Annotated in this window: 12 protein-coding genes; 6 read left to right on the top strand and 6 right to left on the bottom strand. The window is 65.0% G+C overall.

The features are described from left to right. Positions 1–86: 86 nt before the first annotated feature. Positions 87–710, top strand: coding sequence for a DNA-3-methyladenine glycosylase I (locus tag EJO69_RS11165; RefSeq protein ID WP_126041847.1), 624 nt, complete (start codon positions 87–89; stop codon positions 708–710). Between the two features lie 27 nt (positions 711–737). Here EJO69_RS11165 and EJO69_RS11160 read toward each other — a convergent pair whose 3' ends face one another. The 3 genes from EJO69_RS11160 to EJO69_RS11150 all read right to left on the bottom strand — a co-directional run bounded on the left by EJO69_RS11160 (position 738) and on the right by EJO69_RS11150 (position 2,813). Further along, the gene (locus tag EJO69_RS11160; RefSeq protein ID WP_126041845.1) at positions 738–1,058 is read right to left on the bottom strand and encodes a GNAT family N-acetyltransferase; all 321 of its coding nucleotides are present in this window, start codon (positions 1,056–1,058) and stop codon (positions 738–740) included. Beyond that, positions 1,058–1,702 carry a PepSY domain-containing protein gene (locus tag EJO69_RS11155; protein ID WP_126041843.1) on the bottom strand — a complete coding sequence of 215 codons (645 nt, stop codon included), beginning with the start codon at positions 1,700–1,702 and terminating at the stop codon, positions 1,058–1,060. Before EJO69_RS11155 ends, EJO69_RS11160 begins: the two co-directional genes overlap by 1 nt. A gap of 73 nt (positions 1,703–1,775) precedes the next feature. Next, complete coding sequence (locus EJO69_RS11150; RefSeq protein WP_126041841.1) at positions 1,776–2,813, bottom strand: Atu2307/SP_0267 family LLM class monooxygenase; 1,038 nt, start codon at positions 2,811–2,813, stop codon at positions 1,776–1,778. A 190-nt stretch (positions 2,814–3,003) separates the two neighbouring features. Here EJO69_RS11150 and EJO69_RS11145 point away from each other — a divergent pair, with 190 nt between their 5' ends. The 5 genes from EJO69_RS11145 (at position 3,004) to EJO69_RS11125 (ending at position 7,878) form a co-directional block, all read left to right on the top strand. Then, complete coding sequence (locus EJO69_RS11145) at positions 3,004–3,963, top strand: diaminopimelate dehydrogenase (protein ID WP_126041839.1); 960 nt, start codon at positions 3,004–3,006, stop codon at positions 3,961–3,963. 69 nt (positions 3,964–4,032) lie between these two features. Beyond that, positions 4,033–4,533 (top strand): phosphoribosyltransferase, encoded by a 501-nt coding sequence (locus EJO69_RS11140; protein ID WP_126041837.1) that lies wholly within the window; start codon positions 4,033–4,035, stop codon positions 4,531–4,533. A 13-nt stretch (positions 4,534–4,546) separates the two neighbouring features. Further along, on the top strand, positions 4,547–5,023 hold the full coding sequence (locus EJO69_RS11135; protein WP_126041836.1) for a VOC family protein: 477 nt from the start codon (positions 4,547–4,549) through the stop codon (positions 5,021–5,023). Positions 5,024–5,107: 84 nt separating this feature from the next. Further along, positions 5,108–5,749 (top strand): NAD(P)-dependent oxidoreductase, encoded by a 642-nt coding sequence (locus EJO69_RS11130; RefSeq protein WP_126041834.1) that lies wholly within the window; start codon positions 5,108–5,110, stop codon positions 5,747–5,749. Positions 5,750–5,970: 221 nt separating this feature from the next. Further along, positions 5,971–7,878 carry a heavy metal translocating P-type ATPase gene (locus EJO69_RS11125; RefSeq protein ID WP_126041832.1) on the top strand — a complete coding sequence of 636 codons (1,908 nt, stop codon included), beginning with the start codon at positions 5,971–5,973 and terminating at the stop codon, positions 7,876–7,878. 85 nt (positions 7,879–7,963) lie between these two features. Here EJO69_RS11125 and EJO69_RS11120 read toward each other — a convergent pair whose 3' ends face one another. The 3 genes from EJO69_RS11120 to nrdD all read right to left on the bottom strand — a co-directional run bounded on the left by EJO69_RS11120 (position 7,964) and on the right by nrdD (position 11,668). Next, complete coding sequence (locus EJO69_RS11120) at positions 7,964–8,758, bottom strand: lysoplasmalogenase (protein ID WP_164519954.1); 795 nt, start codon at positions 8,756–8,758, stop codon at positions 7,964–7,966. 124 nt (positions 8,759–8,882) lie between these two features. Continuing rightward, positions 8,883–9,515, bottom strand: coding sequence for an anaerobic ribonucleoside-triphosphate reductase activating protein (gene nrdG, locus EJO69_RS11115; protein ID WP_211331444.1), 633 nt, complete (start codon positions 9,513–9,515; stop codon positions 8,883–8,885). After that, the gene (gene nrdD, locus EJO69_RS11110; RefSeq protein ID WP_126041828.1) at positions 9,506–11,668 is read right to left on the bottom strand and encodes an anaerobic ribonucleoside-triphosphate reductase; all 2,163 of its coding nucleotides are present in this window, start codon (positions 11,666–11,668) and stop codon (positions 9,506–9,508) included. The genes nrdG and nrdD overlap by 10 nt, the downstream gene beginning before the upstream one ends. Positions 11,669–11,757 lie beyond the last annotated feature (89 nt).

Raw genomic sequence — 11,757 nt, 5'->3', positions numbered from 1 at the left:
GCAGAGCGTCCCGCAGTGCCAGCCCGCGCCCGCGTCCCCATGTGGATGGCGGGCGCGGGCTCGTTCTGGGGGTTTAGCCTGACCCTATGGAGAACCTCACGCGCCCGGGCTGGGCGGAGCGCAGCGACATCGAGCGCGACTATTACGACACGGAATGGGGCATGCCGGTCACGACGGAGATCGGCGTGTTCGAGCGGCTCACTCTTGAAGTGTTCCAGTCAGGCCTGTCGTGGACGACCATCCTCAAGCGAAGGGAGGCGTTCCGCACTGCCTTCGCCGGGTTCGATCCCGATGCGATCGCCGGCTTCGATTCCAGGGACATCGACCGACTTCTGGCGGACGCGTCGATCATCCGCAACCGCCGGAAGATCATCTCGACCGTCAACAATGCCCGTGCCACCCTCGAGCTTCGCGGCGAGCCCGCCTTGGCCCGGCGCGGCGACATCGAGGCGGGCCTTCCCGCCCTCGTCTGGTCCTACCGCCCAGCGACCCATGAGGTGATGGCGGAGCGGGACCAGCCCAGCCAGTCACCCGAATCGACTGCGCTGGCCAAGGACCTGAAATCGCGGGGCTTCCTCCACCTGGGGCCGGTCACCTCGTACGCGATGATGCAGGCGATCGGGATCGTCAACGATCACCCGGTCGGATCCTGGCGGCGGGAGTCCGTCGAGCACGCCGTCGCCGAGGTGCTCGAGTCTGCAAGGAGGTGAGGGCAGGGCCTCTGCCCCCACCGGCACCTACAGTCCGAATTCGCTGCGCCTCTCGGCAGGGACGAGGTCGAGGTACTCCTCGTTCCTCTCGATGAAGGAGGCGACGTAGCCGCACTGCGGCAGGACGTTACGACCAGTCCTCCGAGCATCCTCGAGAAGCTCGGTCGCAAGTCGCCGTGCGAGCCCCATCCCCCGGAAATCTTCACCGACCCAGGTGTGGATCGCCGTGATCGAGTTCCCGTTGAGGCGATAGTCGATATACCCGGCGGCCTCCCCATCGACGAGGACCTCATAGCGGGATCGCTCCTCGTTTTTCCTTGTCTCTGTGTTGTTCTGCGTCTCTGTCATCAGTCATCCACCTCCATGATCTCGCCGGTATCGGCGTCGATCTTCACTTCGGTTTCGTCGTCGATCTCGACCTCGTACACCTGGCGCCCATCGTCCCGCTTGAGCTCCCAGTCGGTCACCCGACCCGGGCGTTCGACGACCGCGGTCTCCATGGCCTCGTGGTGTCCGATGACGGAGTCCAGGTCGAGCGGCGTCTCGGCGTCGCTCTCGCTGTCTGACTCGAAGTCGCGGATCTCGCCTGTCGTGGCATCGATCTCGAACTCCCATTCCTGACCATCCGCCGTGAGGTCGATCTCCCACTGCCAGGCGCCATCCGACCACTCCATCGCCACTTTGTACGGGTCTTCCGCCCCGGATTCGGAGCGGGCGATCTCGAGGGCATCGTCGAGCGACACCTCAAATTCGTATCCGTTGAGGTCGATGCCCTCATCGGGCCGCGCTCGATCGTCGGATTCGTCATCCGTCGTGTCATCCGCGGCGTCGCCAGTGCCGCCATCGGTTTCGTTGCCGGCGGCCGAGCCTGGTGAGCTGATCTCTGTCGGGGTGGGGCCCGCCGTCACGGAGGCGACGTCGTCATCACCCTCAGCGCAGGCGGCGAGCGTGAGCGCGAGCGCCGCTGCGAGTCCAAGTGTCCTGGTCTTCATGTGCCCAGCCTTTCTCGCGGTGGTGCTTCGGGCGAGTCTTCCAAAATCTCCTGTGAGGACCGTGGGAGGGAGGTCAGGACGCTCTGGACAGCATCTCCCGCACGCGCGGGAGTACCGCCGACCCGTAAAGGTTGAGGGAGGTCATGAGCTGCTCGTGGGGCATGGGACCGTTCGCGTACTTGAAGTCGAAGCGATCGAGGTCGAGAGTGCGGACCGTCTCGTAGATCTTCTGGGCGACGGTCTCGGGCGAACCGACGAACAGGGCGCCGTGCTCGATCTCCTCGACGAAGCTCTCGTACGTCGGGTCGCCCCAGCCGCGCTCACGGCCGATGCGGATGCGGTTGGCCCGGAACGGCTCCCACAGCTCGGCGCGGGCCTGCTCATCCGTCTCTGCGACGTGGCCGGGTGAGTGCATGCCGAGCGGCATCGGCGTCTCGACACCGAACTCCTTCTGGGCGCGTTCGTACAGGTCGACGAAGGGGCGAAAACGAGCGGGTGCACCGCCGATGACGGCGAGCATCATGGGAATGCCGCGCTGCACGGAGCGGATGACGGATTCGGGCGAGCCGCCCACGCCGACCCAGGCGGACAGGCCGTTCTCGGTCTTCGGCATGAGCATGGCGCCCTCGATGGGAAGCCTGTGGGATCCCGACCAGCGGATCGGGCGCTCCTTGAGGGCGAGTGAGAGGATCTCGAATTTCTCCTCGAAGAGCACGTTGTAGTCGGACATCGTGTAGCCGAACAGCGGGAAGGATTCGGTGAAGGAGCCCCTGCCGACGACGACTTCGGCGCGTCCGCCGCTCACGGCGTCGAGGGTGGCAAAGCGCTCGAAGACGCGCAGCGGATCATCGGAGGACAGGACGGTGACGGCTGTGCCGAGTTTGATGCGCTCGGTTCGGGAGGCGATGGCGGCAAGGATCATGTCGGGTGCCGAAATCGCATAGTCGTCACGATGGTGCTCGCCGAGACCGATGGCGTCGATGCCGAGGGAATCGGCCAGGACCGCCTCCTCGACGACGTCCGTGATGACCTGGGCGGAACTCTTCGGGTTCCCCTCCGCATCGACGGTCATATCTCCGAAAGTGTTGAGTCCGAATTCGACGTGCGCCATGCTGTCCTTCTCTCGATTGGGTATCAACCCTATCAACAGTTGAAATCGAAACTATATTCCCGGACGATGCGCGGACTGAAGATCTGCGGACCTTTGTCCTAAATACTGGGAAGTTGAAAATCTGTTCTCGACTTGAGGCATGCCTCCCCTTTACCCTTAACCGAACGAAGACCGCTCGGGAAGGACTCTAATGTCAATCAGAACAGCCATCGTTGGATACGGGAATCTCGGAAGAGGCGTCGAGAACAGCATTCGCCACCAGCCGGATATGGAGCTCGTCGGCATCTTCTCCCGTAGGACCGAGCTCGACACGGACACCCCGGTCTACCCGGTCGCCGACATCGACTCCTACGCCGATCAGATCGACGTCCTCTACCTGTGCCTCGGCAGTGCGACGGACATCCCCGCCCAGGCAGCCGCCTTCGCGAGGACGTTCACCACGGTCGACACGTACGACAATCACGCGAAGATCCCTGCCCATTACATGGAGATGGACGAGGCGGCCGCGAGCGGCGATAACATCGCGGTCGTCGCCACGGGTTGGGATCCGGGACTCTTCTCCCTCAACCGCACCATCGCATCCTCGCTCTTCCCGACCTACCAGCAGAACACCTTCTGGGGTAAGGGCGTCTCCCAGGGACACTCGGATGCACTGCGCCGCATCGACGGCGTGAGGAGGGCCGTCCAGTACACGATCCCGCGGGAGGACGCGATCAGCGCCGCGCGTGAGGGCAACGGTCACGATGTGACGGGCCATACCGCTCACCTCCGCCAGTGCTGGATCGTCGCGGACGAGTCGGAGCATGATCGCATCCGCGACGAGATCATCACGATGCCCGACTACTTCGTCGGGTACGAGGTCGAAGTCCACTTCATCACAGATGACGAGTTCGCCCGTGACCACCAGGGACTGCCCCACGGCGGTCACGTCATCACCTCCGGCGAGCTCGGCGAGTCCCGCGCAACGGTCGAGTTCTCACTCACCCTCGACTCGAACCCCGACTTCACGGCGGCAGTCCAGGTTGCCTACGGCCGCGCGGCCCACCGCCTCCGGGAATCCGGCCTGTCGGGAGCCTTCAGCGTGCTGGAGATCCCGCCCTATCTCCTGGCGCCCGAACCGCTCGAGGAGCTCCTCGCACGCGACGTCTGATCCACCCACCCCGCTACCCCGCCGTGCCCACGGCGGGGTAGCATCATCTTCACAACCAGAAGGAGAGGGATGGCCTACCACGCGGATTCAACGGACCTGGACTCGAAGGAGATTCTCACCTGGGAGGGCTTCGGCAGCGCCTCTCGTGAGCTCGCCCAGATCATCGCAGACTCGGGTTTCAGACCGGAGGTCATCATCGCCGTCGCGCGCGGGGGACTCCTTCCCGCCGGCGCCCTCTCCTACTCGCTCGGAGTCAAGCTCTCCGACGCCATCAACGTCGAGTTCTACACCGACGTGCACGAGACACTGCCCGACCCGATCCTTCTCGCACCCCTCCTTGACACCGACAACCTCAAGGGAAAGAGCCTCCTCGTCGTCGACGACGTGGCGGACTCAGGGCGCACCCTCGCGCTCGTCATCGACATCCTCAAGCAGCATGGCGGTAACGTGCGATCCGCCGTCATCTACGGCAAGCCGCAGTCGGTGGTCGACCCCGACTACGTCTGGCGGCGCACCGACCAGTGGATCGTCTTCCCCTGGTCAGCAGAGCCACCCGTGACATCTGAGTGAAAGGGGGCTCGCCATGCCGAGCATCACCCCGTGCCTCTGGTTCGATAAGACCGCACTGGAGGCGGCAGAGTTCTACTGCAGCATCTTCCCCAATTCCCGCATCCTCGAGATCCAGCGCTCCCCCATGGATAATCCCAGCCAGAAGGCCGGCGAGATCCTCACCGTCGAGTTCGAGCTCGACGGGCACCGGATCACGGGGCTCAATGGCGGGCCCGACTTCGCATTCTCCGAGGCTGTCTCCCTCCAGATCGACTGCGCCGACCAGGCCGAGGTCGACCACTATTGGGATGCGCTGACCGAGGGTGGAGAGGAGTCCGTCTGCGGATGGCTGAAGGACCGGTATGGCCTGTCCTGGCAGGTTGTCCCACGCAGGCTCGGTGAACTCCTCGCCCACCCGGACGCTGACGTGGCCCGCCGCGCCGGAGAGGCCATGCTCGAGATGAGAAGGCTCGACGTGGCCGCGATCGAACGCGCAGCCTTCGGCGACTGACCGGCTCCTCCTCCCCGAGGTGACTTTTCTCCACCCGGCGGCACCGGCCGCGACTACTATCAGGGTCAAACGGGAAGGAGCATCATGCGCATCGGAATCATCGGGGCGGGCGGCAAAGCCGGCTCCGCGATCTACAGAGAGGCCCTGCGACGGGGCCACGACACGACCGCGATCGTCCGCAGCCGCGCACGGGCCCGCGGCGTGCTCGGCAGCGACGTCGCCGTGCTCGAGAAGAACGGCTTCGAGCTCGACCAGTCCGACATCGAGGCCTTCGACGTCCTCGTCAACGCGACGGGCTTCATCCCGCCCGAGGCAGGCAAACATGTCGACCTGACGAAGCATCTCGTCTCCATCGCCCACTCCGGGCGGCCTCGCCTCGTCTTCATCCTCGGCGCCGGCTCGCTCTACGCCGGGGAGGACCGCCACCGCTTCATCGAGGACATCAAGCTCGAAGAGGACTCCGACCAGTGGATCGCGATCCCTGCCTTCCAGCTCGAGCAGCTCACCCTGCTCGAGGGAGTGACCGACGCGGACTGGGTGGGCGTCTCTCCGCAGGCACTCTTCTATGATGGCCATGCCACCACCCCCGTCCTCGGCACGGATGAGATCATGAAGTCCTCCGATGGGAAGTCGCATACGTCGACAGGGACCATGGCTGTTGCCATCCTCGACGAGCTGGAGAACCCGTCACACAGCCGAACCCGCTTCACGGTCGGGGACGAGTAGCAGTCGATCGGGAGGGGCTTCGGCCCCTCCCGACTCATGACCGCGCCACATGGCCGCACCGGCTCCGTACTGCCCGCAGGCGCCGGCCTCCCGTGCGCTCGAAGAGCTGAATTGCCGAACGGCGTGACTCCGAGCGAGTTTCGGCGGTGATTGACGCCGGTCATGGAGCGTTTCTGCTGCCGATCGTAGATTCAAGTCATCACCTAGAGAAGGACTTGAACATGAACATCGGTATGCGACTGCGGGGGCCCTGGGCGAACCCCGCCATGGCAGGACTCGCCATCATCGCCTCGTGGACGGCTGAGCTGGTGGGCAGCGAAACGTGGGGCAACATCTTCATGGTGGCCGCCGCCATCATCGCCGGACTGCCCATCCTCAAGAAGGCCATCCAGGCCCTGCGCGTCGGCAGCATCGCCATCGACCTCCTCGTCTCCGTCGCGGCGATCGGCGCCATCGTCATCGGCAACTACTGGGAGGCGGCCGCCGTCACCTTCCTCTTCTCCTTCGGGCATGCGCTTGAGGCGAGGACGATGAATAAGACGCGATCGGCACTCTCCGACCTCATCGAGGTCGCACCCGACATTGCCGTCGTCATGCGGGACGGCGAACAGGTCGAGGTTCCCGCGTATACGGTCAAGGCGGGTGAAACGGTTGTTATCAAGAACGGGTCGAAGGCGCCGGTCGACGGCGTCGTCATCGCAGGCACCGGGGCACTTGATCAGGCCTCGATCACCGGCGAATCCATCCCCGCCTCGAAGGGTCCGGGCGACCAGGTCTTCGCAGGCACCATCTCCACCGGCGGCCTGCTGCAGGTGGAGGCGACGGGCGTCGGCGCCGATACGACGCTGGCGAAGATCATCACCCGTGTCGAAGAGGCCGCCGAGGCGAAGGCGAAGACCCAGGCGTTCATCGACCGCTTCTCACAGTGGTACACGCCCGCGATCATCATCCTCGCCGTCGTCTTTGGGCTCATCACCGGCAACATCACGCTTGCTCTGACCCTGCTCGTCATCGGCTGCCCCGGGGCGCTCGTCATCTCGATCCCCGTCGCCATCGTCGCCGGCATCGGCCGCGCAGCGAAGGACGGCATCCTCATCAAGGGTGGTGAGTTCCTTGAGAATTCGGCGAAGATCGACGCGGTCGCGCTCGACAAGACCGGCACGCTGACCGAGGGCAGGCCCGTCCTCACCGACGTCATCACGCTCGGAGGCTCCTCCCGGGCCGAGGTCCTCCGCTGGGCCGCCATCGCCGAGGCAGGCTCCGAGCACCCGCTCGCCACGCCCGTCCTTGAGGCGGCCGCCGCCGAGGGGCTCGCCAGCCCGGGCTTCCCGGACTCGACTGAGCCCGTCGCGGGCAAGGGCATCATCGCCGAGAATGCGGGCGGCCGCATCCTCGTCGGCAACGTCGCCCTGCTCGAACAGGAGGGGCTGACCGACCTCGGCGAGGTCTCCGAGGCGGCCGATCGGTTGGCCTCGGAGGGGAAGACGCCCATGATCGTCGCCGTCAACGGCCACGTGCTCGGCGTCATCGCCGTCGCGGATCGGGTGCGTGAAGATGCGAAGGCGATGGTCAACGCCCTCCATCGCGCAGGCGTCAAGCGGGTCGTCATGCTGACGGGCGACGCACCGCTCGTCGCCCGTGCGATCGCCGCCCAGACCGGCATCGACGACGTGAGGGCCGGCCTCCTTCCGGAGGACAAGCTCACCGCAATCGAGGACCTGCAGAAGCAGGGCTACACGGTGGCAATGGTGGGCGACGGCGTCAACGACGCACCTGCCCTTGCCACGGCCGACATCGGGGTCGCCATGGGCGCCGCCGGTACGGACGTCGCCATCGAGACGGCTGATATCGCGCTCATGGCCGACGACCTGCTCAGGCTGCCCGAGGCGATCGGCCTCGCGAAGAGGACCGTCGCCGTCATGAAGCAGAACATCGCGGTCGCCCTCATCACCGTCGGTGCGCTCCTCGCAGGAGTCTTCGCGGGTGGGGTGACCATGGCGATCGGCATGCTCGTCCACGAGGCATCCGTCCTCATCGTCATCGTCAACGCCATGCGGCTCATGAAGAGGCCAGAGCAGCACAGCGCCGCACGAGTCGAGAACCGCCAGCCCGAACCTGCGGTCGTCTGAGGGAACCGCACCTAAAGGAGGAAGCCCGCGTCTGCGGGCTTCCTCTTCTCGTCTAGGTTCTGGGTGAGGCTAGACCTGGGTGAGGCTAGACCTGGGTGTCCTGGGGCCTGTGGACAGGCTGTGGCATCGGGGCCGGTGGCATGTGGGCGGGCTGTGACGCGTCGAGATGCGATTCCCTCGTCGCGTCAGGACCCGTCTGGAACACCGCACGCGGCATGTTGAGCTCCTCCTGGCGGAGAATCGCCTGGAGGAGCAGGACCTGGCTGACGACGTAGGCGGCCATGATGATGAAGGCACCGCCCGGGAGTGCGAGGTCGGTGAAGGCGCGCAGTGAGACGAGGGAGCTCATGAGGAGGAAGAGAACCCCGCCGGCTGCGCCAGCCGGTCCCATACCCGTGGCGACGACGGCCATGACGACCGTGAGGACGGCGTAGATGACGACGGGGATGAAGAGGAGTCCCGCACCCTCGAAGGAGAGGGCGAGGATGACGCCGACGATCGTGAGGTAGGGCAGAACGAGGATCGGTTTCGTCAGGATGGACCGCCGCCGATAGGGGCGGAAGGCGAAGATGTAGAACATCTGCGCGACAGCGAAGGCACCCATCATGGCGAGCAGGGCCGCGCTGCCCGACAACAGGAGCGGCAGCGAATCCCCGACCCATGAGAAGAGGAGGGCGACCAGCCCCAGTTTTACGATCCTGCTGCGAGGTGGCGCCGTGGCCGTGATCATCATGGCCGCAAGTGCGGGCACGATGAGCGCCTGGCTCACCTGGGTGACGAACGACAGCGGGGTGAAGATCTGCCCGGTCAGGTTGACGACCGTGACGACGAGAAGGGCAGATGTTGCCGCAATGTTCGAGGGGACTGCTGTTGCTCTCATAGGCATCCGATTCGATGTGCGGCGACCGCAATCAGACGACCGCGACCTTAGCGGAGAGTTTACACCATTCTTCTCGTCGTTTCCCGGCGTTCTCCCAGGTTGGCGGGGTAGTACTGCCCGGCGGTCAGGAGCGCGGCGGTGCCGGAGCGAGGAAGGGGACGGAGTCCTCCGTGTCACGCCGGCCGCTCTGCCAGAGGGCGGCCGTCCCTGCCCGCCGGGACGCCGGAAGATCGATGATCCGCTGGTTGGATGAGCCGCGGAAGGCAAGGTCGTGGTGGTAGAGACGCTGGATGAAAGGGCCGTCGACGAGGACGTCGCAGTGCTCGAGAAGCTCCCTCTTGTCGGGGGGCTCACCGAGGAGCTGTTCGTAGGTGTATCCGGACCAGATCCAGATCGACTTCTCGTCCCCGAAGGCGGCCCGCACTCGCCGGACGAGCGGCAGCAGGATCGGGGTGGCGAGCATCGGCTCTCCACCGAGAAGCGACAGGCCCGCGACGTAGGGCTGGGCAAGATCTCCGAGGATCCGATCCTCGAGCTCGTCCGTGTAGGGGGTTCCGTACCGGAAGGACTGCGCCGCCGCGTTGTAGCAGCCGGGGCATGAGAACGGGCATCCAGAGACGTAGAGGGAGCAGCGCACGCCCTCCCCGTCGACGAAGGTGAACGGCTTGTAGTCGGCCGTGTGCCCGGCGGAGAGGACGCGACCGTCCCACTCGCCGGGCCTCGGCTGGGTGATGCCGTCCGCGTCCGTCACTGGCACGGCTGCTCGTCCATATGCTTGACGCGGCTGGCGATCTCGGCATGCCTGCCGTGGACCATGGGGCGGCGCTGCGGGTTGCCGAGGTAGCCGCACGTGCGCTTGACGACGTCGCAGGTCTTCGGGTCCTCGTTGCCGCAGTCGGGGCAGGCGAAGCCCTCATCGGTCGGCGAGAACTCGCCCTCGAACCCGCACTCGTAGCACTTGTCGATCGGCGTGTTCGTCCCGAGATAGGCGACCCGGTCGTACGCATAGTCCCACACGGTCTCGAGGGCCTTCGTGTTGTGGGTGAGCTTCGGGTACTCGCAGTAGTGGATGAAGCCGCCCTTCGAGTACTGCGGGTATTCCGCCTCAAAGTCGAGCTTCTCGAAGGGGGTCACCTTCTTGCGGACGTCGTAGTGGTACGAGTTCGTGTAGTAGTCCTTATCGGTGATATCGGCGATGTCGCCGAACTTCTCCCGATCGAGTCGGCAGAACCGGTCGGTCAGAGACTCGGACGGTGTCGCGTAGACGGAGAACCAGTACGGGTGCTCGGCACGCCACTCATCCGCGTATCGGTTGAGGGTGCGGACGATGTCGAGCGTGAACTCCTTCGCCTCCCGGTCACCCTCCCAGTCGGGACCGTAGAAGCTCGTGGCGGCCTCATAGAGCCCGATGTAGCCGATCGAGGCGGTCGCGCGATGGTTGCGGAAGAATTCCGTCACGGTCGTCGCGTCCTTCTCCTTGGGCCGGCCGAGCGCGCCGTGCTTGTAGAGGATCGGCGCATTCTCCGGCACGGCCTCCTCACACCGGCGAATCCTGAAGAGGAGGGCATCCTTGAGGATCTCCATCCGCTCCGCGAGGATCGTCCAGAACCTATCTCTGTCACCGCGGGCCTCGATGGCGATGCGGGGGATGTTGAGGGTGACGACGCCGAGATTGTTGCGCCCGGCATTGACAGCCTCGCCCGTCGCCGGATCGACCCACTTCGGCAGGAATGAGCGGCAGCCCATGGGCACCTTGTAGTCGCCCTCGATCTCCGTCAGCCTGTCGTAGGAGATAACGTCGGGATACATGCGCTTCGTTGAGCACTCGAGGGCGAGCTGCTTGATGTCGTAATTCGGGTCGGACGGTTCGAGGTTGACGCCGCGGCGCAGGCCGAAGACGAGCTTCGGAAAGATCGCCGTGTGCTTCTCCTTGCCGATGCCGCCGATGCGGACCTGGAGGATCGCCTTCTGGATCTCGCGCTCGAACACGCCCTCCCCCAGCCCGAAGCCAAGGGTGACGAATGGCGTCTGTCCGTTCGAGGAGTAGAGGGTGTTGATCTCGTACTCGAGCGACTGCATCGCGTCGTAGATGTCCTTGCGGGTCTTCGCCATGGCGTAGTCCTCGCGGAGCTCCTCGGCGACCCACGTCTCGGCCTCGGCGAGGTGCTTCTCGTAGTTGATGCGGGCGTAGGGGGCGAGGACCTCGTCCGTGCGGTCGACCGAGCATCCGCCGTACTGGCTCGATGCGACGTTCGCGATGATCTGGGCGATCTGTGCGGTTGCGGTGTTGATCGAGCGCGGGGACTCGACCCGTGCATTGCCGATCTGGAAGCCGCCGCTCAGCATCGAGGGGATGTCGATGAGGCAGCAGTTCGTCATCGGCTGGAAGGGGTTGTAGTCGAGATCGTGGAAGTGGATGTCGCCCTTGATATGAGCATTGGCGACATGCGGGGGCAGCATGTCCTTGAGCGCATAGGCCTTCGCGACCGAGCCCGCCGTCAGGTCGCGCTGCGTGTTGAAGACGGTCGCGTCCTTATTGGCGTTCTCGTTGACGACAGCCCGATCCCTGCGAAGGAGACGGCCGACCGAGTGCTGGAGGTCCATCGCCCTCTCCCGCTCGACGTCCCTGTCGTGGCGGTACTCGATGTAGGCGCGGGCGACCTCGGGGTAGTCGGACCGCATGAGACGGTCCTCAACCGCACGCTGTATCGTGGGGATGTCGAGAATCTGGCCCTCGAGCATCTCCACCACATCGGCTGTCGCGGCCTCGGTGAAACCAGGATCCTCGATGCCACAGCCGGCGAGTGCAGCACTGATCGCGCGATAGATCTTCGTCGCGTCGAAGCGCACCGTCCGCCCGTCGCGCTTCATGACCGAGGTGGTGACTTCATTCTCCGACAGCAACGACATGTAGTGCCCCTTTCAATTTCAGACACTACATATAGTATCAGCGGGGCTTACAGGCGTGTAATTTCTTCTGCGTTCTGAGGCCTTCGCGA

The sequence above is a fragment of the Flaviflexus salsibiostraticola genome, from assembly GCF_003952265.1.
Taxonomy (GTDB): domain Bacteria; phylum Actinomycetota; class Actinomycetes; order Actinomycetales; family Actinomycetaceae; genus Flaviflexus; species Flaviflexus salsibiostraticola.
Note: the sequence above shows the minus strand (reverse complement) of the source record. Positions and strands in the feature narration are given on the sequence as shown.